The sequence below is a fragment of the Streptomyces sp. NPDC101393 genome (assembly GCF_044767385.1).
GTDB lineage: Bacteria > Actinomycetota > Actinomycetes > Streptomycetales > Streptomycetaceae > Streptomyces.
The window spans coordinates 64299-83850 of the sequence record NZ_JBIWNU010000008.1; the positions used below are offsets into that span (position 1 = coordinate 64299).

General features: G+C 65.6%; 30 protein-coding genes. All 30 read left to right on the top strand.

All coding sequences use genetic code 11. The annotated features are described in order from the left end of the window. Nucleotides 1-114 precede the first annotated feature (114 nt). The gene (locus ACIRQ7_RS25070) at nucleotides 115-594 is read left to right on the top strand and encodes a DUF1707 and DUF4190 domain-containing protein (RefSeq protein ID WP_401474828.1); all 480 of its coding nucleotides are present in this window, start codon (nucleotides 115-117) and stop codon (nucleotides 592-594) included. A 360-nt stretch (nucleotides 595-954) separates the two neighbouring features. Further along, complete coding sequence (gene rpsL, locus ACIRQ7_RS25075) at nucleotides 955-1326, top strand: 30S ribosomal protein S12 (RefSeq protein ID WP_003948652.1); 372 nt, start codon at nucleotides 955-957, stop codon at nucleotides 1324-1326. 2 nt (nucleotides 1327-1328) lie between these two features. Continuing rightward, entirely contained in the window at nucleotides 1329-1799 is a 471-nt protein-coding gene (gene rpsG, locus ACIRQ7_RS25080; RefSeq protein WP_085925683.1) for a 30S ribosomal protein S7, read from the top strand. 39 nt (nucleotides 1800-1838) lie between these two features. After that, on the top strand, nucleotides 1839-3962 hold the full coding sequence (gene fusA, locus ACIRQ7_RS25085; RefSeq protein ID WP_404264994.1) for an elongation factor G: 2124 nt from the start codon (nucleotides 1839-1841) through the stop codon (nucleotides 3960-3962). Between the two features lie 155 nt (nucleotides 3963-4117). Beyond that, nucleotides 4118-5311, top strand: a complete 1194-nt coding sequence (gene tuf, locus ACIRQ7_RS25090) for an elongation factor Tu (RefSeq protein WP_401474446.1) — start codon at nucleotides 4118-4120, stop codon at nucleotides 5309-5311. Nucleotides 5312-5522: 211 nt separating this feature from the next. After that, nucleotides 5523-5945 (top strand): aspartate 1-decarboxylase, encoded by a 423-nt coding sequence (gene panD, locus ACIRQ7_RS25095; protein ID WP_404264995.1) that lies wholly within the window; start codon nucleotides 5523-5525, stop codon nucleotides 5943-5945. 591 nt (nucleotides 5946-6536) lie between these two features. After that, complete coding sequence (gene rpsJ / locus ACIRQ7_RS25100) at nucleotides 6537-6845, top strand: 30S ribosomal protein S10 (RefSeq protein WP_014054162.1); 309 nt, start codon at nucleotides 6537-6539, stop codon at nucleotides 6843-6845. A 14-nt stretch (nucleotides 6846-6859) separates the two neighbouring features. Next, entirely contained in the window at nucleotides 6860-7504 is a 645-nt protein-coding gene (gene rplC / locus ACIRQ7_RS25105; RefSeq protein ID WP_404264996.1) for a 50S ribosomal protein L3, read from the top strand. A gap of 8 nt (nucleotides 7505-7512) precedes the next feature. Continuing rightward, the gene (rplD, locus tag ACIRQ7_RS25110) at nucleotides 7513-8163 is read left to right on the top strand and encodes a 50S ribosomal protein L4 (RefSeq protein ID WP_401474456.1); all 651 of its coding nucleotides are present in this window, start codon (nucleotides 7513-7515) and stop codon (nucleotides 8161-8163) included. Next, entirely contained in the window at nucleotides 8163-8573 is a 411-nt protein-coding gene (gene rplW, locus ACIRQ7_RS25115; RefSeq protein WP_401474459.1) for a 50S ribosomal protein L23, read from the top strand. Before rplD ends, rplW begins: the two co-directional genes overlap by 1 nt. 39 nt (nucleotides 8574-8612) lie before the next feature. Continuing rightward, nucleotides 8613-9449 (top strand): 50S ribosomal protein L2, encoded by an 837-nt coding sequence (rplB, locus tag ACIRQ7_RS25120; RefSeq protein WP_401474462.1) that lies wholly within the window; start codon nucleotides 8613-8615, stop codon nucleotides 9447-9449. A gap of 12 nt (nucleotides 9450-9461) precedes the next feature. Then, the gene (gene rpsS, locus ACIRQ7_RS25125; RefSeq protein WP_052859621.1) at nucleotides 9462-9743 is read left to right on the top strand and encodes a 30S ribosomal protein S19; all 282 of its coding nucleotides are present in this window, start codon (nucleotides 9462-9464) and stop codon (nucleotides 9741-9743) included. A gap of 43 nt (nucleotides 9744-9786) precedes the next feature. Beyond that, nucleotides 9787-10134 (top strand): 50S ribosomal protein L22, encoded by a 348-nt coding sequence (gene rplV, locus ACIRQ7_RS25130; protein ID WP_006604878.1) that lies wholly within the window; start codon nucleotides 9787-9789, stop codon nucleotides 10132-10134. Further along, nucleotides 10134-10970, top strand: a complete 837-nt coding sequence (rpsC, locus tag ACIRQ7_RS25135; RefSeq protein ID WP_404264997.1) for a 30S ribosomal protein S3 — start codon at nucleotides 10134-10136, stop codon at nucleotides 10968-10970. Before rplV ends, rpsC begins: the two co-directional genes overlap by 1 nt. A gap of 5 nt (nucleotides 10971-10975) precedes the next feature. Then, on the top strand, nucleotides 10976-11395 hold the full coding sequence (rplP, locus tag ACIRQ7_RS25140; protein ID WP_006604880.1) for a 50S ribosomal protein L16: 420 nt from the start codon (nucleotides 10976-10978) through the stop codon (nucleotides 11393-11395). Next, nucleotides 11395-11619, top strand: a complete 225-nt coding sequence (gene rpmC / locus ACIRQ7_RS25145; protein ID WP_030074787.1) for a 50S ribosomal protein L29 — start codon at nucleotides 11395-11397, stop codon at nucleotides 11617-11619. Before rplP ends, rpmC begins: the two co-directional genes overlap by 1 nt. Then, nucleotides 11619-11900, top strand: coding sequence for a 30S ribosomal protein S17 (gene rpsQ, locus ACIRQ7_RS25150; protein WP_401474470.1), 282 nt, complete (start codon nucleotides 11619-11621; stop codon nucleotides 11898-11900). The genes rpmC and rpsQ overlap by 1 nt, the downstream gene beginning before the upstream one ends. Nucleotides 11901-12027: 127 nt before the next feature. After that, nucleotides 12028-12396 (top strand): 50S ribosomal protein L14, encoded by a 369-nt coding sequence (gene rplN, locus ACIRQ7_RS25155; protein WP_003974257.1) that lies wholly within the window; start codon nucleotides 12028-12030, stop codon nucleotides 12394-12396. A 3-nt stretch (nucleotides 12397-12399) separates the two neighbouring features. Beyond that, nucleotides 12400-12723 carry a 50S ribosomal protein L24 gene (gene rplX / locus ACIRQ7_RS25160; protein WP_393892702.1) on the top strand — a complete coding sequence of 108 codons (324 nt, stop codon included), beginning with the start codon at nucleotides 12400-12402 and terminating at the stop codon, nucleotides 12721-12723. After that, a complete protein-coding gene (gene rplE / locus ACIRQ7_RS25165; protein ID WP_393892701.1) occupies nucleotides 12723-13283 on the top strand; it encodes a 50S ribosomal protein L5 in 561 nt (186 codons plus the stop codon). The genes rplX and rplE overlap by 1 nt, the downstream gene beginning before the upstream one ends. 2 nt (nucleotides 13284-13285) lie before the next feature. Then, complete coding sequence (locus ACIRQ7_RS25170; protein WP_004571834.1) at nucleotides 13286-13471, top strand: type Z 30S ribosomal protein S14; 186 nt, start codon at nucleotides 13286-13288, stop codon at nucleotides 13469-13471. Nucleotides 13472-13707: 236 nt separating this feature from the next. After that, complete coding sequence (gene rpsH, locus ACIRQ7_RS25175) at nucleotides 13708-14106, top strand: 30S ribosomal protein S8 (protein ID WP_398553599.1); 399 nt, start codon at nucleotides 13708-13710, stop codon at nucleotides 14104-14106. A gap of 22 nt (nucleotides 14107-14128) precedes the next feature. Beyond that, the gene (gene rplF, locus ACIRQ7_RS25180; protein WP_401474479.1) at nucleotides 14129-14668 is read left to right on the top strand and encodes a 50S ribosomal protein L6; all 540 of its coding nucleotides are present in this window, start codon (nucleotides 14129-14131) and stop codon (nucleotides 14666-14668) included. Between the two features lie 3 nt (nucleotides 14669-14671). Further along, nucleotides 14672-15055 (top strand): 50S ribosomal protein L18, encoded by a 384-nt coding sequence (rplR, locus tag ACIRQ7_RS25185; RefSeq protein WP_393892698.1) that lies wholly within the window; start codon nucleotides 14672-14674, stop codon nucleotides 15053-15055. 46 nt (nucleotides 15056-15101) lie between these two features. Next, nucleotides 15102-15704 (top strand): 30S ribosomal protein S5, encoded by a 603-nt coding sequence (gene rpsE / locus ACIRQ7_RS25190; protein WP_401474482.1) that lies wholly within the window; start codon nucleotides 15102-15104, stop codon nucleotides 15702-15704. Continuing rightward, nucleotides 15704-15886: a 50S ribosomal protein L30 gene (rpmD, locus tag ACIRQ7_RS25195; RefSeq protein ID WP_401474485.1), complete on the top strand. Its 183-nt coding sequence runs from the start codon at nucleotides 15704-15706 to the stop codon at nucleotides 15884-15886. The genes rpsE and rpmD overlap by 1 nt, the downstream gene beginning before the upstream one ends. 1 nt (nucleotide 15887) lies before the next feature. After that, a complete protein-coding gene (gene rplO / locus ACIRQ7_RS25200; protein WP_401474488.1) occupies nucleotides 15888-16343 on the top strand; it encodes a 50S ribosomal protein L15 in 456 nt (151 codons plus the stop codon). Nucleotides 16344-16571: 228 nt separating this feature from the next. After that, nucleotides 16572-17885, top strand: a complete 1314-nt coding sequence (gene secY, locus ACIRQ7_RS25205) for a preprotein translocase subunit SecY (RefSeq protein ID WP_404264998.1) — start codon at nucleotides 16572-16574, stop codon at nucleotides 17883-17885. Next, nucleotides 17885-18538: an adenylate kinase gene (locus tag ACIRQ7_RS25210; protein ID WP_404264999.1), complete on the top strand. Its 654-nt coding sequence runs from the start codon at nucleotides 17885-17887 to the stop codon at nucleotides 18536-18538. The genes secY and ACIRQ7_RS25210 overlap by 1 nt, the downstream gene beginning before the upstream one ends. A gap of 105 nt (nucleotides 18539-18643) precedes the next feature. Then, complete coding sequence (gene map, locus ACIRQ7_RS25215; protein ID WP_404265000.1) at nucleotides 18644-19480, top strand: type I methionyl aminopeptidase; 837 nt, start codon at nucleotides 18644-18646, stop codon at nucleotides 19478-19480. Nucleotides 19481-19552 lie beyond the last annotated feature (72 nt).

The following is a 19552-nucleotide window of genomic DNA, read 5'->3' on the forward strand; positions in this document are numbered from 1 at the left end:
TGCTGCGTCTCTGATGAGAAGATGGGGAGAACTGTCGAGCGGGGGGAGGGTCGCGAAGTGGCATTCCAGCCGTGGCAGGGTGGGCCGGTTCAGCCGTCGAATCAGGTGCCGGCCATGCGTGCCTCGCATGCCGATCGTGAGCGTGCGGTCGATGTGCTGAAGGCGGGGTTCGCCGAGGGGCGGCTCGGGCAGTCGGAGTACGAGCAGCGGATCACCCGGGCCTATCAGGCACAAACGCATTCCGAGCTGCAGATGCTGGTCGCGGATCTTCCGCAGGGGCCGGTGCCGCAGGCGCAGTTCCAGCCGCGGCCGCTGCCGGCGACGTTCATGCCGATGCCCATGCCGATGCCGATGCCGGTGCACACCAACAGTTCCGCCACGGGTGCGCTGGTCTGCGGCATCATGGCGCCGGTGACCTGGGGGCTGACGGCGATCCCGGCCGTGATCCTGGGGCACAAGGCGCGGGCCGAGATCCGCAGGTCCGGGGAGCGCGGGGACGGGCAGGCCATCGCGGGGCTGGTGCTCGGCTGGCTGGGGATCGGCGCCTGGGCGTTGTTCTTCCTGGTGTTCGTGTTGCTGGCCGCGGTCAGTTGAGCGCTGAGGACCGGCGTGGCCGGTCACCGGCCTTCTTCCGTAGGGCCGTGGATCGCACTACGGTGACCTGTACGCCGTGAGGAGTCCGGCGTGTCCTTCGCGTGTGCATTTGTTTTGACCGCAGCCCATGCGGTAGGTACGCTCTGACCTTGTGCCTGGGGTGTCCCTGGGCTGCCGTGCGCACAATCTCCCCCAGCCACTGGCCGGGAGATGACCGCCGCAGCCAGGTTTCTGCACCGCAATCTGCCGCCGCTCTCATTCCAGCGAGCGGTCTGCAGTATTCGACACACCCGACCGCGTGGGTCGGGAAATGTTCCAGGTTAGCTTTACCGAGACTGGCACACAGAAACCGGAGAAACGGTGCCTACGATCCAGCAGCTGGTCCGAAAGGGCCGGCAGGACAAGGTCGAGAAGAACAAGACGCCCGCGCTCGAGGGTTCGCCCCAGCGCCGTGGCGTCTGCACGCGTGTTTTCACGACCACCCCGAAGAAGCCGAACTCGGCCCTGCGTAAGGTCGCGCGTGTGCGTCTGACCAGCGGGATCGAGGTCACCGCTTACATTCCGGGTGAGGGCCACAACCTGCAGGAGCACTCGATCGTGCTCGTGCGTGGCGGCCGTGTGAAGGACCTGCCGGGTGTTCGGTACAAGATCATCCGCGGCTCCCTCGACACGCAGGGCGTCAAGAACCGCAAGCAGGCTCGCAGCCGCTACGGCGCCAAGAAGGAGAAGTAAGAATGCCTCGTAAGGGCCCCGCCCCGAAGCGCCCGGTCATCATTGACCCGGTCTACGGTTCTCCTCTGGTGACCTCCCTCATCAACAAGGTGCTGCTGAACGGAAAGCGCTCCACTGCTGAGCGCATCGTTTACGGCGCCATGGAGGGTCTGCGCGAGAAGACCGGTAACGACCCGGTCATCACGCTCAAGCGCGCGCTGGAAAACATCAAGCCGACCCTTGAGGTCAAGTCCCGCCGTGTCGGTGGCGCGACCTACCAGGTTCCGGTCGAGGTCAAGCCCGGCCGTGCCGGCACCCTCTCGCTCCGCTGGCTCGTGGGCTACTCCCGCGCCCGTCGCGAGAAGACCATGACCGAGCGCCTCATGAACGAACTGCTCGACGCCTCCAACGGCCTCGGCGCTTCGGTCAAGAAGCGTGAGGACACGCACAAGATGGCCGAGTCCAACAAGGCCTTCGCGCACTACCGCTGGTAGTCGCAACCCACATCGAGACCGAGAGAAGATTGAGCCGATATGGCCACCACTTCGCTTGACCTGGCCAAGGTCCGCAACATTGGGATCATGGCCCACATCGACGCGGGCAAGACGACCACCACCGAGCGGATCCTGTTCTACACCGGTGTCTCTTACAAGATCGGTGAAGTCCACGACGGCGCTGCCACGATGGACTGGATGGAGCAGGAGCAGGAGCGCGGCATCACGATCACGTCTGCCGCGACGACCTGCCACTGGCCGCTGAACAACGTCGACCACACCATCAACATCATCGACACGCCGGGTCACGTCGACTTCACCGTTGAGGTGGAGCGCTGCCTGCGCGTCCTCGACGGTGCCGTGACGGTGTTCGACGGTGTCGCCGGTGTTGAGCCGCAGTCCGAGACCGTCTGGCGTCAGGCGGACCGCTACGGCGTTCCGCGCATCTGCTTCGTCAACAAGCTCGACCGGACCGGCGCGGAGTTCCACCGCTGCGTCGACATGATCGTGGACCGCCTTGGCGCGGTGCCGCTGGTCATGCAGCTGCCGATCGGCACCGAGATGGACTTCAAGGGCGTCGTCGACCTCGTCAGCATGAAGGCCTTCGTCTGGTCCGCCGAGGCTGCGAAGGGCGAGATGTACGACACCGTCGACATCCCGGCCACGCACGTCGAGGCGGCCGATGAGTGGCGCGGCAAGCTGCTCGAAGCCGTCGCGGAGAACGACGAAGCCATGATGGAGCTGTACCTCGAGGGCCAGGAGCCCACCGAGGAGCAGCTGCACGAGGCGATCCGTCGGATCACCATCGCGTCGACCGGCGCCGAGGGTTCCGTCACCGTCACTCCGGTGTTCTGCGGTACCGCCTTCAAGAACAAGGGCGTTCAGCCCCTGCTCGACGGTGTTGCCCGCTACCTTCCTTCCCCGCTTGACGTCGGTGACGTCGAGGGCCACTCGGTCAAGGACGCGGACGAGGTCATCGTCCGTAAGCCTTCTGACGAGGAGCCGCTCGCCGCGCTCGCGTTCAAGATTGCGAGCGACCCCCACCTGGGCAAGCTCACCTTCATCCGGGTGTACTCGGGCCGCCTTGAGGCCGGCACGCAGGTGCAGAACTCGGTGAAGGGCAAGAAGGAGCGCATCGGCAAGATCTATCGGATGCACGCGAACAAGCGTGAGGAGATCGAGTCGGTGGGTGCCGGTGACATCGTCGCCGTCATGGGTCTGAAGCAGACCACCACCGGTGAGACCCTCTCGTCGTCGGCGTCGCCGGTGATCCTGGAGTCGATGGACTTCCCGGCCCCGGTCATCCAGGTCGCCATTGAGCCCAAGTCCAAGGGCGACCAGGAGAAGCTGGGTGTCGCCATCCAGCGCCTCGCCGAAGAGGACCCGTCGTTCCAGGTCCACACCGACGACGAGACCGGCCAGACCATCATCGCGGGTATGGGCGAACTGCACCTCGACGTGCTGGTCGACCGTATGCGCCGTGAGTTCCGGGTCGAGGCCAACGTCGGCAAGCCGCAGGTCGCGTACCGCGAGACGCTGCGCAAGCCGGTCGAGCGCCTCGACTACACGCACAAGAAGCAGACTGGTGGTTCCGGCCAGTTCGCGAAGGTGCAGATTGCCATCGCTCCTCTCGAGGGCGACGGGTACGAGTTCGAGAACAAGGTCACCGGTGGCCGTATCCCGCGGGAGTACATCCCGTCCGTGGACGCGGGCTGCCAGGAGGCCATGGAGTTCGGTGTTCTCGCCGGCTACCCGCTGACCGGCGTCAAGGTCACGCTCCTCGACGGTGCGTACCACGAGGTCGACTCCTCCGAGATGGCGTTCAAGATCGCCGGTTCGATGGCCTTCAAGGAGGCCGCACGCAAGGCCTCCCCGGCTCTGCTCGAACCGATGATGAAGGTCGAGGTCACCACGCCCGAGGACTACATGGGCGATGTGATCGGCGACATCAACTCCCGCCGTGGACAGATTCAGTCCATGGAGGAGCGCAGCGGCGCCAAGCTCGTCACGGGCCTGGTTCCCCTCTCGGAGATGTTCGGCTACGTCGGAGACCTCCGCAGCAAGACATCGGGTCGCGCCAGCTACTCGATGCAGTTCGACTCCTACGCCGAGGTTCCCCGGAACGTCGCCGAGGAGATCATCGCGAAGGCCAAGGGCGAATAGCTCCGTCTCCCGATAGTCGGAACACGCTTTAGGCTTGACACCGTCTGCCGGGGTAGACCCCGCAATCCGTGAGGAATACCCCGGCAGCCGGCATCCCAGCAAAGATCACCTGGCGCCGATGAGTAAGGCGTACAGAACCACTTCAGGAGGAACCAGTGGCGAAGGCGAAGTTCGAGCGGACTAAGCCGCACGTCAACATCGGCACCATCGGTCACATTGACCACGGTAAGACGACCCTTACGGCCGCCATTACCAAGGTGCTGCATGACGCGTACCCGGACCTGAACGAGGCCTCGGCCTTCGACCAGATCGACAAGGCTCCTGAGGAGCGCCAGCGCGGTATCACGATTTCGATCGCGCACGTCGAGTACCAGACGGAGAACCGTCACTACGCCCACGTTGACTGCCCCGGTCACGCGGACTACATCAAGAACATGATCACGGGTGCGGCGCAGATGGACGGCGCCATCCTCGTGGTTGCCGCCACCGACGGCCCGATGCCGCAGACCAAGGAGCACGTGCTCCTGGCCCGCCAGGTCGGCGTCCCCTACATCGTTGTCGCGCTGAACAAGGCCGACATGGTGGACGACGAGGAGATCCTGGAGCTCGTCGAGCTCGAGGTTCGTGAGCTCCTCTCCGAGTACGAGTTCCCGGGCGACGACCTGCCGGTCGTCAAGGTCTCGGCGCTCAAGGCGCTCGAGGGCGACAAGGAGTGGGGCGACTCCGTCCTCAAGCTCATGGCCGCGGTCGACGAGTCGATCCCGCAGCCCGAGCGTGACGTCGACAAGCCGTTCCTGATGCCGATCGAGGACGTCTTCACGATCACCGGCCGTGGCACCGTTGTCACCGGTCGTATCGAGCGTGGTGTCCTCAAGGTCAACGAGACCGTCGACATCATCGGCATCAAGACCGACAAGACCACCACCACGGTCACCGGTATCGAGATGTTCCGGAAGCTTCTCGACGAGGGCCAGGCCGGTGAGAACGTCGGTCTGCTGCTTCGCGGCATCAAGCGCGAGGACGTCGAGCGCGGCCAGGTCATCATCAAGCCCGGCTCGGTCACGCCGCACACCTCGTTCGAGGCCCAGGCGTACATCCTGTCGAAGGACGAGGGTGGCCGTCACACCCCCTTCTTCAACAACTACCGCCCGCAGTTCTACTTCCGTACCACGGACGTGACCGGCGTCGTGACCCTCCCCGAGGGCACCGAGATGGTCATGCCGGGCGACAACACCGAGATGAGCGTCGAGCTCATCCAGCCCGTCGCCATGGAAGAGGGCCTGAAGTTCGCCATCCGTGAGGGTGGCCGGACCGTCGGCGCCGGCCAGGTCACCAAGATCAACAAGTAATTGTTGATCGGGGTAACCCGGTAGCTCCCCGGAGCATTTGAGCCTCGGCTCAGCCTTGGTTCAGGGAAAGCGCCCGTACGACTTCGGTCGTGCGGGCGCTTTCTGCTGTCCGCGGCCGGGGCTTGTCAGCAGGAGCGGGCTCGCCGACCATGGGCGGGTAGGCGCGTACTCCCTCGCGGAGGCGCGACCCATTTCCCCCAGGAGTGACGCCGTGCTGCGCACCATGTTCAAGTCCAAGATCCACCGTGCCACCGTGACCCAGGCCGATCTGCACTACGTCGGGTCGGTCACCGTCGACGCCGACCTGCTGGACGCCGCCGATCTGCTCCCCGGCGAACTGGTCCACATCGTCGACATCACCAACGGGGCGCGCCTGGAGACGTACACCATCGAGGGCGAGCGCGGCTCGGGCGTGATCGGCATCAACGGCGCAGCCGCCCACCTCGTCCACCCCGGCGATCTCGTCATCCTCATCAGCTACGCGCAGGTGGACGACGCGGAGGCGCGGATGCTGCGGCCGCGTGTGGTGCACGTGGACGCCGGGAACCGCATCGTGGGCCTCGGGGCGGACGCGTCGGAGCCGGCGCCCGGGAGCGGGGCGGTCCGGGGGCCGGGGGCCGTGGCGCGGCGGTAGCCGGGCGCTTCGGGGCTCGGGTGGCTTCTGCGCGTAGCGGGGGAGTCCGCGGGGCGCGCGATCATCCGCGACTTGGCGTGCGGAGACCTCCGTCACGTGCGGAGAGGTCGCCGGCGCCCCGCACCGGATCGCCTTTCCGGCCGCCGCGGGGTGCGTTTTCGCCGTGTATGTCTCCCGCCGGCTCCTGACTCTGTGTGTCCTCCGGGGTTGACTCGCGTCAGACTCGGGTACTGTGTTCCGCTCGATTGGCGACTGTGGTAGCCCGTATGGCACACTAGCCAGGTTGCTCGGTTGAGTGCCGATGCTGCGCGCCTCCCGCCGGGAGGACCGGAAGCGAGTCCCAGGTATTCGTCGTCCCTTATCAGGGGCGGAAATACGGGAATCTTCCGGGAAGTGTCAGCGGGGTACCAGCCAGGCACCCGGTGGGTGTTCTACCCCCCTTTCTCCTTCTCGAAGGATCTCCCCTGCGGAGATACGCGGGAAGGGATGCGACACGCCCGACCGCGTGGGTCGGAGGTTGGACAGTGTTCCTCGCGGAGCACGGCGCACCGGGTCCCAGAGCGTTACGAGAGACAGGACTACTGAGTAGCCATGGCGGGACAGAAGATCCGCATCCGGCTCAAGGCCTACGACCACGAGGTCATCGACTCTTCGGCGAAGAAGATCGTCGAGACGGTGACCAGGACTGGTGCGTCGGTCGCGGGCCCGGTGCCGCTGCCCACTGAAAAGAACGTGTACTGCGTCATCAAGTCGCCGCACAAGTACAAGGACGCGCGCGAGCACTTCGAGATGCGCACGCACAAGCGCTTGATCGACATCCTCGACCCGACGCCCAAGACCGTTGACTCGCTGATGCGCCTGGACCTTCCGGCCGGCGTTGACATCGAGATCAAGCTCTGAGAGGCGCGGAACAGATGGCTAAGCAGATCAAGGGCATCCTGGGCGAGAAGCTCGGCATGACCCAGGTCTGGGACGAGAACAACCGTGTCGTCCCGGTGACCGTGGTGAAGGCCGGCCCCTGCGTCGTTACCCAGGTGCGCACCAATGACCAGGACGGTTACGACTCCGTCCAGATCGCCTTCGGCGAGATCGACCCGCGCAAGGTGAACAAGCCCCTCAAGGGCCACTTCGCCAAGGCCGACGTCACGCCCCGCCGCCACCTCGTCGAGGTCCGTACCACCGATGCCGGTGAGTACACCCTCGGCCAGGAAGTGAATGCCGAGGCCTTCGAGTCCGGCGTCAAGGTGGACGTGACCGGTAAGAGCAAGGGCAAGGGCTTCGCCGGTGTCATGAAGCGTCATGGCTTCGCCGGCGGCAAGGCCTCCCACGGTGCCCACCGTGTGCACCGTAAGCCTGGCTCCATCGGTGGCTGCGCCACCCCGGGCCGCGTGTTCAAGGGCATGCGGATGGCCGGCCGTATGGGCAATGAGCGGGTCACCACCCAGAACCTGACCGTCCATGCCGTTGACGCGGAGAAGGGTCTGCTGCTCATCAAGGGCGCAGTTCCTGGTCCGAACGGCGGCCTCGTCCTGGTCCGTACCGCGGCCAAGGGGGCCTGAGGTAACCGATGAGCACCATTGACATCCTTTCGCCGGTAGGTGACAAGGCCGGGACCGTCGAGCTCCCCACGGAGATCTTCGACGCCAAGGTCAGCATTCCGCTGATCCACCAGGTCGTTGTCGCCCAGCTGGCCGCTGCCCGTCAGGGCACGCACAAGACCAAGACTCGCGCGGAGGTCCGCGGTGGTGGGCGCAAGCCTTACCGCCAGAAGGGCACCGGCCGTGCGCGCCAGGGTTCGACCCGTGCGCCGCAGTTCGCCGGCGGTGGCGTCGTCCACGGCCCCGTGCCGCGTGACTACTCGCAGCGGACGCCCAAGAAGATGAAGGTTGCCGCCCTGCGCGGTGCCCTCACCGACCGGGCCCGCAACAGCCGCATCCACGTCGTTTCCGGCGTGGTCGAGGGCGCGATCTCCACGAAGTCCGCCAAGGACCTCCTCGGCAAGGTCAGCGAGCGCAAGCACGTGCTCCTGGTCGTCGAGCGCAGCGACGAGGCCGCGTGGCTGTCCGCCCGCAACCTGCCCCAGGTTCACATCCTGGAGCCGGGCCAGCTGAACACGTACGACGTGCTCGTCTCGGACGACGTGGTCTTCACCAAGGCCGCTTTCGAGTCCTTCGTGTCTGGCCCCAAGGCCGCTGAGACCGAAGGGAGCGAGGCCTGATGGCTACTCGCCACCACAGCATTGCCGCGAAGGCCGCCAAGGCCGCCAAGGCGGCGCGTGCCGTCAAGGCCGCCAAGGCACCCGAGGCTGTTGAGCCCACTCCGCTGAGCAAGTCCTTCTCGGACCCGCGTGACGTTCTCGTCAAGCCGGTTGTCTCGGAGAAGAGCTACGCACTGCTGGACGAGAACAAGTACACGTTCATCGTCGCGCCGGGCACCAACAAGACGCAGATCAAGGAGGCCGTTCAGGCGGTCTTCTCGGTCAAGGTCACCGGGGTCAACACGATCAACCGTCAGGGTAAGCGCAAGCGCACCAAGACCGGTTTCGGCAAGCGCGCAGACACCAAGCGCGCCATCGTGACCCTCGCCGAGGGCGACCGTATCGACATCTTCGGCGGCCCGGTCTCCTAACGGAGTCCGAGTCGTCCGGAATCGGACGAGGACTGAGAAATGGGTATCCGCAAGTACAAGCCGACGACCCCGGGCCGTCGTGGCTCCAGCGTCGCCGACTTTGTCGAGATCACGCGGTCCACGCCGGAGAAGTCGCTGGTCCGCCCGCTGCACAGCAAGGGCGGCCGTAACAACGCCGGTCGTGTGACCACACGTCACCAGGGTGGTGGCCACAAGCGCGCCTACCGCGTGATCGACTTCCGTCGTCACGACAAGGACGGCGTGCCGGCCAAGGTCGCGCACATCGAGTACGACCCGAACCGCACCGCGCGCATCGCGCTTCTGCACTACGCAGACGGCGAGAAGCGCTACATCATCGCTCCCCGCGGCCTGGCCCAGGGTGCCCGGATTGAGAACGGCCCTGGCGCCGACATCAAGCCCGGCAACAACCTGGCGCTGCGCAACATCCCCGTGGGTACGACCATCCACGCCATCGAGCTGCGGCCCGGCGGCGGCGCGAAGTTCGCCCGCTCCGCGGGTGCCTCCGTGCAGCTGCTGGCGAAGGAGGGCACCATGGCCCACCTTCGTATGCCCTCCGGCGAGATTCGCCTGGTCGACGCCCGCTGCCGCGCCACTGTTGGCGAGGTCGGCAACGCCGAGCAGTCGAACATCAACTGGGGCAAGGCCGGCCGTATGCGCTGGAAGGGCGTCCGCCCGACCGTGCGTGGTGTCGTGATGAACCCGGTCGACCACCCGCACGGTGGTGGCGAGGGCAAGACCTCCGGTGGTCGCCACCCGGTCTCGCCCTGGGGCAAGAAGGAGGGTCGTACTCGCTCGCCGAAGAAGGCCAGCAACAAGTACATCGTCCGCCGCCGCAAGACGAACAAGAAGCGCTAGGAGCGGGTTTAGATGCCGCGCAGTCTCAAGAAGGGGCCCTTCGTCGACGGTCATCTCACCAAGAAGGTGGATGTCCAGAACGAAGCCGGCACCAAGAACGTCATCAAGACCTGGTCCCGCCGCTCCATGATCGTCCCGGCCATGCTCGGCCACACGATCGCGGTGCATGACGGCCGCAAGCACGTCCCGGTGTTCGTCACCGAGTCGATGGTCGGCCACAAGCTCGGCGAGTTTGCGCCGACCCGCACCTTCCGCGGCCACGAGAAGGACGACCGCAAGTCGCGGCGTCGTTGATCGGCGGAGTGCGAAGACTATGACTGACACCGAAGGGACAACCATGGAAGCCAGGGCCCAGGCGCGGTACATCCGCGTCACGCCCATGAAGGCCCGCCGCGTGGTGGACCTTATCCGTGGCATGGATGCCACGGAGGCTCAGGCGGTCCTGCGTTTCGCCCCGCAGGCCGCGAGCGTGCCGGTTGGCAAGGTGCTGGACAGCGCCATTGCCAATGCCGCGCACAACTACGACCACACCGACGCCGGCAGCCTCGTCATTTCCGAGGCGTACGTCGACGAGGGCCCGACCCTGAAGCGGTTCCGTCCGCGTGCCCAGGGCCGTGCCTACCGGATCCGCAAGCGGACCAGCCACATCACCGTGGTCGTCAGCAGCAAGGAAGGAACCCGGTAATGGGCCAGAAGGTTAACCCGCACGGGTTCCGACTCGGCATCACCACCGACTTCAAGTCGCGCTGGTACGCCGACAAGCTGTACAAGGACTACGTCAAGGAAGACGTCGCCATTCGTCGCATGATGACGAAGGGCATGGAGCGCGCCGGTATCTCCAAGGTGGAGATCGAGCGCACCCGTGAGCGCGTCCGCGTTGACATCCACACCGCTCGTCCGGGCATCGTCATCGGCCGCCGCGGCGCCGAGGCCGACCGCATCCGCGGCGAACTGGAGAAGCTGACCGGCAAGCAGGTCCAGCTGAACATCCTCGAGGTCAAGAACCCCGAGACCGATGCTCAGCTCGTGGCCCAGGCCGTCGCCGAGCAGCTGTCCTCCCGCGTCTCCTTCCGTCGCGCCATGCGTAAGAGCATGCAGTCGACGATGAAGGCCGGCGCCAAGGGCATCAAGATCCAGTGCGGTGGCCGTCTCGGCGGCGCCGAGATGTCCCGCTCGGAGTTCTACCGCGAGGGCCGCGTGCCCCTGCACACGCTCCGTGCGAACGTCGACTACGGCTTCTTCGAGGCCAAGACGACCTTCGGCCGTATCGGCGTGAAGGTCTGGATCTACAAGGGCGACGTCAAGAACATCGCCGAGGTTCGCGCCGAGAACGCTGCCGCCCGTGCGGGTAACCGCCCGGCTCGCGGTGGCGGTGGCGGCAGCGACCGTCCCCGTCGCGGCGGTGGCGGCGAGCGTGGCGGCCGCGGTGGCCGCAAGCCGCAGCAGAATGCCGCAGCCGAGGCCCCCAAGGCCGAGGCCGCTGCCGCTGCTCCGGCGGAGACCCCCGGAACGGAGGCCTGACCGACATGCTGATCCCTCGCAGGGTCAAGCACCGCAAGCAGCACCACCCCAAGCGCAGTGGTATGGCAAAGGGTGGCACCGAGCTGGCCTTCGGTGAGTACGGCATTCAGGCCGTCACCCCGGCTTACGTGACGAACCGTCAGATCGAGTCCGCTCGTATCGCGATGACCCGTCACATCAAGCGTGGCGGCAAGGTCTGGATCAACATTTACCCGGACCGCCCGCTCACGAAGAAGCCTGCCGAGACCCGCATGGGTTCCGGTAAGGGTTCTCCTGAGTGGTGGGTCGCGAACGTCAAGCCCGGTCGGGTGATGTTCGAGCTGTCCTTCCCGAACGAAAAGGTTGCCAAGGAGGCGCTGACCCGCGCCGCCCACAAGCTTCCGATGAAGTGCCGCATTGTGCGGCGCGAGGCAGGTGAGTCGTGATGGCGGCCGGTATCAAGGCGACCGAGCTGCGCGAGCTGAATGACGAGGACCTCGTCGGAAAGCTTCGTGAGGCCAAGGAGGAGCTGTTCAACCTCCGCTTCCAGGCGGCGACCGGACAGCTCGAAAACCACGGTCGGCTCAAGTCCGTCCGTAAGGACATCGCCCGGATCTACACCCTGATGCGTGAGCGCGAGCTGGGCATCGAGACGGTGGAGAGCGCCTGATGAGCGAGAAGAATGTGACTGAGACCAACGACCGCGGTTTCCGCAAGACCCGCGAGGGTCTCGTCGTCAGCGACAAGATGGACAAGACCGTCGTCGTCGCCGTCGAGGACCGTGTCAAGCACGCGCTGTACGGCAAGGTCATCCGCCGTACGAACAAGCTCAAGGCGCACGACGAGCAGAACGCTGCCGGCATCGGCGACCGTGTCCTCCTCATGGAGACCCGGCCGCTGTCCGCCACCAAGCGCTGGCGCATCGTCGAGATCCTCGAGAAGGCCAAGTAGGCAGTTCCCGCAAGGGAATTACCGTTAGTTCAGCCTGAGCGTTTCCGCTCAGGTCAGTTCCGCCAGGCTCGGCAGGGACTTCGTTCGAAGTCCCTGCCGGGAACCGGCAGACGATCAGGAGATAGACGTGATCCAGCAGGAGTCGCGACTTCGGGTCGCCGACAACACGGGTGCGAAGGAAATTCTCACCATCCGTGTTCTCGGTGGCTCGGGTCGCCGCTACGCGGGCATCGGTGACGTCATTGTCGCCACCGTGAAGGACGCGATCCCCGGTGGCAACGTGAAGAAGGGTGACGTCGTCAAGGCCGTCATCGTTCGCACCGTCAAGGAGCGCCGCCGTCCCGACGGCTCGTACATCCGCTTCGACGAGAACGCGGCCGTCATCCTCAAGAACGATGGCGACCCCCGCGGCACCCGCATCTTCGGCCCCGTGGGCCGGGAGCTGCGCGAGAAGAAGTTCATGAAGATCATCTCGCTCGCGCCGGAGGTGCTGTAACCGATGAAGATCAAGAAGGGCGACCTGGTCCAGGTCATCACCGGTAAGGACAAGGGCAAGCAGGGCAAGGTCATTCAGGCCTTCCCCCGCGAGGACCGTGTCCTGGTCGAGGGTGTCAACCGGGTCAAGAAGCACACCAAGGCCGGCCAGACCGCCCGCGGTTCGCAGACCGGCGGCATCGTCACCACCGAGGCCCCGATCCACGTCAGCAACGTTCAGCTGGTTGTGGAGAAGGACGGCAACAAGGTTGTCACCCGCGTCGGGTTCCGGTTCGACGATGACGGCAACAAGATCCGCGTTGCCAAGCGGACCGGTGAGGACATCTGATGACTGCCACCACCAACGCGCCGCGCCTCAAGCAGCGCTACCGCGAAGAAATCGCCGGGAAGCTGAAGGACGAGTTCTCGTACGAGAACGTCATGCAGATCCCCGGCCTGACCAAGATCGTGGTCAACATGGGTGTGGGCGACGCCGCCCGCGACTCCAAGCTGATCGACGGTGCCATCAAGGACCTCACCACGATCACCGGCCAGAAGCCGGCCGTCACCAAGGCCCGTAAGTCCATCGCGCAGTTCAAGCTGCGTGAGGGCCAGCCGATCGGTGCCCACGTCACCCTCCGCGGTGACCGCATGTGGGAGTTCCTGGACCGCCTGCTGTCGCTCGCGCTGCCGCGCATCCGCGACTTCCGTGGTCTGTCCCCGAAGCAGTTCGACGGTCGGGGCAACTACACCTTCGGTCTCACGGAGCAGGTCATGTTCCACGAGATCGACCAGGACAAGATCGACCGGACGCGGGGCATGGACATCACCGTGGTCACCACGGCGTCCAACGACGATGAGGGCCGCGCCCTGCTTCGTCACCTCGGCTTCCCGTTCAAGGAGAACTGACCGTGGCGAAGAAGGCTCTGATCGCTAAGGCGGCTCGTAAGCCGAAGTTTGCTGTCCGCGCGTACACGCGTTGCCAGCGCTGCGGCCGGCCGCACTCCGTCTACCGCAAGTTCGGCCTGTGCCGCGTGTGCCTTCGTGAGATGGCTCACCGTGGCGAGCTGCCGGGCGTGACCAAGAGCTCCTGGTAATCCCCTAGTTGGGATACCTGGAGACTCTCGGTAAGCATCGGTCGGCAGGCGCCCCGCCCTTTATCCCGTAGGGTAGAAGGGTTGGGCGCCCCGCCGCCCGAGACCGACCGCGGGCACCGCCCGCATAACGTCGCTTACTACGCCGTAGGTCCCCGCGCCGCACCCGTCCCGACTCTGATCGGGGAGAGGGATGGCGCACATAGGAAACCCCGGCGAGAGAGGCCGAAGGCCAATTCATGACCATGACTGATCCCATCGCAGACATGCTGACCCGTCTGCGGAACGCGAACTCGGCATACCACGACACCGTCGTGATGCCGCACAGCAAGATCAAGTCGCACATCGCGGAGATCCTCCAGCAGGAGGGCTACATCACCGGCTGGAAGGTCGAGGACGCCGAGGTTGGCAAGAACCTCACCCTCGACCTGAAGTTCGGCCCGAACCGCGAGCGCTCGATCGCCGGCATCAAGCGGATTTCGAAGCCGGGCCTGCGGGTTTACGCAAAGTCCACAAGTCTGCCGAAGGTTCTCGGCGGCCTGGGCGTGGCGATCATCTCCACGTCCCACGGTCTCCTGACCGGCCAGCAGGCCAGCAAGAAGGGCGTGGGTGGGGAAGTCCTCGCCTACGTCTGGTAACCAGGGAACGGAGGAATAGCTAATGTCGCGTATTGGCAAGCTGCCCATCCAGGTTCCCGCTGGTGTGGACGTCACCATTGATGGCCGCAAGGTGTCGGTCAAGGGCCCCAAGGGCGCCCTTGAGCACACCGTCGCCGCGCCCATCGAGGTCGCCAAGGGTGAAGACGGCGTCATCGCCGTCACCCGCCCGAACGACGAGCGTCAGAACAAGGCCCTGCACGGCCTGTCCCGCACGCTGGTGGCGAACATGATCACCGGCGTGACCACGGGCTACAGCAAGGCACTTGAGATCAGCGGTGTCGGCTACCGAGTTCAGGCGAAGGGCTCCAACCTGGAGTTCGCGCTGGGCTACAGCCACCCCATCGTCGTCGAGGCACCCGAAGGCATCTCCTTCAAGGTCGAGTCCCCGACCAAGCTCAGCGTCGAGGGCATCGACAAGCAGAAGGTGGGCGAGGTTGCGGCCAACATCCGCAAGCTCCGCAAGCCTGACCCGTACAAGGCCAAGGGCGTCAAGTACGCCGGCGAGGTCATCCGCCGCAAGGTCGGAAAGGCTGGTAAGTAAGCCATGGCATACGGTGTGAAGATCGCCAAGGGCAACGCCCGTAAGGGTGCCGCCCTCAAGCGGCGCCACATCCGCATCCGTAAGCGGATTGCGGGTACGCCGGCGCGTCCGCGCCTCGTCGTGACGCGTTCCAACCGCGGCATCACCGCCCAGGTCATCGACGACATCGCGGGCCACACGCTCGCGTCGGCGTCGCACCTGGACGCGTCGATCCGTGGTGGCGAAGGCAGCAAGGGCGACCAGGCCAAGCAGGTCGGGTCCCTGGTCGCCGAGCGCGCCAAGGCCGCGGGTGTCGAGACCGTCGTGTTCGACCGCGGTGGCAACCAGTACGCCGGGCGCATTGCCGCTCTGGCGGACGCCGCCCGCGAAGCCGGGCTGAAGTTCTAAGCCCCGGTTCCGGAGCTAGCGGACGTAACAGAGAGAGGTAAATCCAATGGCTGGACCCCAGCGCCGCGGGAGCGGTGCCGGTGGCGGCGAGCGGCGGGACCGGAAGGGTCGCGACGGTGGCGCTGCCGCCGAGAAGACCGCATACGTTGAGCGCGTTGTCGCGATCAACCGTGTCGCCAAGGTTGTCAAGGGTGGTCGCCGTTTCAGCTTCACCGCGCTGGTCGTGGTGGGCGACGGTGACGGCACCGTAGGTGTCGGATACGGCAAGGCCAAGGAAGTTCCCGCGGCCATCGCCAAGGGCGTCGAAGAGGCCAAGAAGAGCTTCTTCAAGGTCCCGCGTATCCAGGGCACCATCCCTCACCCGATCCAGGGCGAGAAGGCTGCGGGCGTTGTCCTGCTCAAGCCTGCTTCCCCCGGTACCGGTGTGATCGCCGGTGGACCCGTGCGTGCCGTACTGGAGTGCGCGGGCATCCACGACATCCTGAGCAAGTCGCTCGGTTCGTCGAACCCGATCAACATCGTGCACGCCACGGTGACCGCGCTTCGGGGCCTTCAGCGCCCCGAAGAGGTCGCGGCCCGTCGTGGCCTGCCGCTGGAGGACGTTGCTCCCGCAGCTCTGCTGCGGGCGCGTGCAGGGGTGACCGCGTAATGGCGCAGCTCAAGATCACGCAGACGAAGTCCTTCATCGGTAGCAAGCAGAACCACCGTGACACCCTGCGGTCGCTCGGGCTCAAGCGCCTGAACGACTCGGTTGTCAAGGAGGACCGCCCCGAGTTCCGCGGAATGGTGCACACCGTCCGCCACCTCGTGACGGTTGAGGAGGTCGACTGACATGGCGGAGAACAACCCGCTGAAGGTCCACAACCTCCGGCCCGCCCCGGGCGCCAAGACCGCCAAGACCCGTGTGGGTCGTGGTGAGGCGTCCAAGGGTAAGACCGCTGGTCGTGGTACCAAGGGCACGAAGGCCCGTTACCAGGTTCCGGAGCGCTTCGAGGGCGGGCAGATGCCCCTCCACATGCGCCTCCCGAAGCTGAAGGGCTTCAAGAACCCCGCCCACAAGCAGTTCCAGGTCGTGAACCTGGACAAGCTGGCCGAGCTCTACCCGCAGGGTGGCGAGGTTACGGTGGCCGATCTGGTCGCCAAGGGCGCGGTGCGCAAGAACGAGCTCGTCAAGGTGCTCGGCGCCGGCGAGGTCTCCGTGGCGCTGCAGGTGACGGTTGACGCCGTTTCCGGCTCCGCCAAGGAGAAGATCGCCGCTGCCGGCGGCACCGTCAACGAACTCATCTGAGTCCGTTGGTTCAACTGACCGGGGATGCCCATTGATTGGGGCATCCCCGGTTGGTCGTTCCTAGGGGGGTACGGTCGCCGGTAAGGTGGCGTGCACTGTTGTTTCCGGGGTCTGACTCCGGACCCCCCACCCGCGCGGGCGTGCCTGTGCGGATCAAGGCCGCTATCTATTCGTCGATCCTCAAGACCGTCACCTCTCGCACTCGAGGCGGGAGGCGCAGGAGGCACCGTGCTCACCGCGTTCGCCCGAGCGTTCAAGACGCCCGACCTGCGCAAGAAGCTGCTGTTCACATTGGGCATCGTGGTGCTCTACAGGATCGGAGCGCATATCCCGGTCCCCGGGGTGAACTACGCGAACGTCGAGACCTGCATGAAGCAGGCCGGCGGTAACAGCGGGTTGTTCGCCCTGGTGAACATGTTCAGCGGTGGTGCGCTGCTCCAGATCACGATCTTCGCGCTGGGGATCATGCCGTACATCACGGCAAGCATCATCCTTCAGCTGCTGACCGTCGTGATCCCCCGTCTGGAGGCCCTCAAGAAAGAGGGGCAGACCGGCCAGGCGAAAATCACCCAGTACACGCGCTATCTGACCGTGGCGCTCGCGATCCTGCAGGGCACCGGCCTGGTGGCCACCGCCCGCAGTGGTGCGCTCTTCCAGAGCTGCCCGGTCGCCAGCGAGATCGTGCCCAGCGATTCGATCTTCACCACCATCACGATGGTCATCACGATGACCGCCGGTACGGCCGTGGTCATGTGGCTCGGCGAGATGGTGACCGACCGCGGTATCGGCAACGGCATGTCGATCCTGATGTTCATCTCGATCGCCGCCGGCTTCCCGGGCGCGCTGTGGCAGATCAAGCTCACCGGCAAGCTGGCCGACGGCTGGATCGAGTTCTTCGCGGTCATTGCCGTGGGGCTCGCGATGGTGGCCCTGGTGGTCTTCGTCGAGCAGGCCCAGCGGCGCATTCCGGTGCAGTACGCGAAGCGGATGATCGGCCGCCGCTCCTATGGCGGTACGTCCACTTACATCCCGCTCAAGGTGAACCAGGCGGGTGTGATTCCCGTCATCTTCGCGTCATCGCTGCTCTACATTCCCGCCCTCGTTGCACAGTTCAGCGGGTCGAAGGCGGCTTGGGCGACGTGGATCGCCACCAACTTCACCAAGGGAAATCACCCGGTTTACATCGTTACGTACTTCCTGCTGATCGTCTTCTTCGCGTTTTTCTACGTCGCCATCTCCTTCAACCCCGAAGAAGTTGCCGACAACATGAAGAAGTATGGTGGCTTCATCCCGGGCATCCGGGCTGGTCGCCCGACGGCCGAGTACCTCAGCTACGTGCTCAACCGGATCACGTGGCCGGGCTCGCTGTACCTGGGGCTGATCGCGCTCGTACCAACAGTGGCGTTGGTGCTTTTCAACGCGAACCAGAACTTCCCGTTCGGCGGGACGAGCATCCTGATCATCGTGGGTGTGGGTCTGGAGACCGTGAAGCAGATCGAGAGCCAGCTCCAGCAGCGCAACTACGAAGGGTTCCTCCGCTGATGCGAATCGTCCTCGTCGGACCTCCGGGGGCCGGCAAGGGTACTCAGGCTGCGTACCTCGCCAAGAACCTCCAGATCCCGCACATCTCCACGGGGGACCTGTTCCGCGCCAACATCAGCAAAGGCACCCCGCTGGGTGTCGAGGCGAAGTCCTACATGGACGCCGGAAATCTGGTACCCGACTCGGTGACCATCGGGATGGCCGAGGACCGGATGAACCAGGACGACGCGAGCGGCGGCTTCCTGCTGGACGGCTTCCCGCGCAACCTGGGTCAGGCGCAGGCGCTGGACGACTACCTCAAGGCCAAGGGCCTGACGCTGGACGCGGTCCTGGACCTCGAGGTCCCCGAGGACGAGGTGGTCAAGCGCATCGCCGGCCGCCGGATCTGCCGCAACGACAGCAGCCACGTCTTCCACGCCGAGTACAACAAGCCGAAGAGCGAGGGCGTCTGCGACGCCTGCGGCGGCGAGCTGTACCAGCGTGACGACGACCGCGAGGAGACCGTCCGCAAGCGGCTGGAGGTCTACCACACGGAGACCGAGCCGATCATCGACTACTACAAGGCCCAGGATCTCGTCGTGACGATCCCGGCGCTGGGCAAGGTCGAAGAGGTCACCCAGCGGTCGATGGCGGCGCTGCAGCGCGACGCATAGCGATCAACCTGTTATACGGAACGGCCGCGGTGCCCCGGAGGGCGCCGCGGCCGTACTGTTGTCAGGGCACGGCAAGCAGAAGCTACTGAAGGCGGAAGGCCCCCCATGGTCGAGATCAAGACCCCGGAGCAGATCGCGAAGATGCGCGAGGCGGGGCTGGTGGTCGCCGCCATTCACGCGGCGACCCGGAAGGTCGCGGTGCCCGGCGCGTCGACCAAGGACCTGGACGACGCCGCGCGCAAGGTGCTCGCCGAGCACGGCGCCACATCGAACTTCCTGGGGTACGGCGGCTTCCCCGCGACCATCTGCACCTCGCGTAACGACGTCGTGGTCCACGGCATCCCCGACGCCGAGACGGTGCTGCAGGACGGCGACATCATCTCCGTCGACTGCGGCGCGATCATCGACGGCTGGCACGGCGACGCCGCGTACACCGCCTTCGTCGGCTCCGGCCACTCCGCCGAGGTCGTCGAGCTGAACCGCGTCACCGAGGAGTCGCTCTGGGCGGGCCTGGCGGCCGTCAGCAAGGGCAACCGTCTGGTGGACATCTCCAAGGCGGTCGAGGGGTACATCCGCCGCCAGCCGCGTCCGACGAGCGGGAAGTACGGCATCGTCGAGGATTACGGCGGCCACGGCATCGGCTCGCAGATGCACATGGACCCGCATGTGCTGAATTACGTCGACCGCAAGCGCGGCCGGGGCCCGAAGCTGGTGCCCGGCCTGTGCCTCGCCATCGAGCCGATGATCAATCTCGGCACGGCGAAGACGCACGTCCTGGACGACGAGTGGACGGTCAAGACGAACGACGGCAGCTGGTCCTCGCACTGGGAGCACTCCATCGCGCTGACCGAGGAAGGGCCCCTGGTGCTGACTGCGCCGGACGGGGGAAAGTCCAGGCTGGCGGAGCTGGGGATCACGGTCGCGCCCGACCCCTTGGCTTAAGGATCAGCCTCAGTGGGCAATAATCGTGGATTCGTCTTTTCGATACCGCTGAAGTAGACTGACGCGTCGGCT

Bases quoted from the DNA above. Each gene is read 5' to 3' on its own strand.
- rplX (WP_393892702.1), top strand. From the start codon at position 12,400: ATGAAGATCAAGAAGGGCGACCTGGTCCAGGTCATCACCGGTAAGGAC.
- rpsS (WP_052859621.1), top strand. From the start codon at position 9,462: ATGCCGCGCAGTCTCAAGAAGGGGCCCTTCGTCGACGGTCATCTCACC.
- rpsH (WP_398553599.1), top strand. From the start codon at position 13,708: ATGACCATGACTGATCCCATCGCAGACATGCTGACCCGTCTGCGGAAC.
- map (WP_404265000.1), top strand. From the start codon at position 18,644: ATGGTCGAGATCAAGACCCCGGAGCAGATCGCGAAGATGCGCGAGGCG.
- fusA (WP_404264994.1), top strand. From the start codon at position 1,839: ATGGCCACCACTTCGCTTGACCTGGCCAAGGTCCGCAACATTGGGATC.
- rplC (WP_404264996.1), top strand. From the start codon at position 6,860: ATGGCTAAGCAGATCAAGGGCATCCTGGGCGAGAAGCTCGGCATGACC.
- ACIRQ7_RS25070 (WP_401474828.1), top strand. From the start codon at position 115: ATGCGTGCCTCGCATGCCGATCGTGAGCGTGCGGTCGATGTGCTGAAG.
- rplR (WP_393892698.1), top strand. From the start codon at position 14,672: ATGGCATACGGTGTGAAGATCGCCAAGGGCAACGCCCGTAAGGGTGCC.
- rplF (WP_401474479.1), top strand. From the start codon at position 14,129: ATGTCGCGTATTGGCAAGCTGCCCATCCAGGTTCCCGCTGGTGTGGAC.
- rpsJ (WP_014054162.1), top strand. From the start codon at position 6,537: ATGGCGGGACAGAAGATCCGCATCCGGCTCAAGGCCTACGACCACGAG.
- rpmD (WP_401474485.1), top strand. From the start codon at position 15,704: ATGGCGCAGCTCAAGATCACGCAGACGAAGTCCTTCATCGGTAGCAAG.
- rplO (WP_401474488.1), top strand. From the start codon at position 15,888: ATGGCGGAGAACAACCCGCTGAAGGTCCACAACCTCCGGCCCGCCCCG.
- rpsG (WP_085925683.1), top strand. From the start codon at position 1,329: ATGCCTCGTAAGGGCCCCGCCCCGAAGCGCCCGGTCATCATTGACCCG.
- rplW (WP_401474459.1), top strand. From the start codon at position 8,163: ATGGCTACTCGCCACCACAGCATTGCCGCGAAGGCCGCCAAGGCCGCC.
- rpsQ (WP_401474470.1), top strand. From the start codon at position 11,619: ATGAGCGAGAAGAATGTGACTGAGACCAACGACCGCGGTTTCCGCAAG.
- rplV (WP_006604878.1), top strand. From the start codon at position 9,787: ATGGAAGCCAGGGCCCAGGCGCGGTACATCCGCGTCACGCCCATGAAG.
- rplP (WP_006604880.1), top strand. From the start codon at position 10,976: ATGCTGATCCCTCGCAGGGTCAAGCACCGCAAGCAGCACCACCCCAAG.
- ACIRQ7_RS25210 (WP_404264999.1), top strand. From the start codon at position 17,885: ATGCGAATCGTCCTCGTCGGACCTCCGGGGGCCGGCAAGGGTACTCAG.
- rplB (WP_401474462.1), top strand. From the start codon at position 8,613: ATGGGTATCCGCAAGTACAAGCCGACGACCCCGGGCCGTCGTGGCTCC.
- rpsC (WP_404264997.1), top strand. From the start codon at position 10,134: ATGGGCCAGAAGGTTAACCCGCACGGGTTCCGACTCGGCATCACCACC.
- rplD (WP_401474456.1), top strand. From the start codon at position 7,513: ATGAGCACCATTGACATCCTTTCGCCGGTAGGTGACAAGGCCGGGACC.
- rplE (WP_393892701.1), top strand. From the start codon at position 12,723: ATGACTGCCACCACCAACGCGCCGCGCCTCAAGCAGCGCTACCGCGAA.
- rpmC (WP_030074787.1), top strand. From the start codon at position 11,395: ATGGCGGCCGGTATCAAGGCGACCGAGCTGCGCGAGCTGAATGACGAG.
- rpsE (WP_401474482.1), top strand. From the start codon at position 15,102: ATGGCTGGACCCCAGCGCCGCGGGAGCGGTGCCGGTGGCGGCGAGCGG.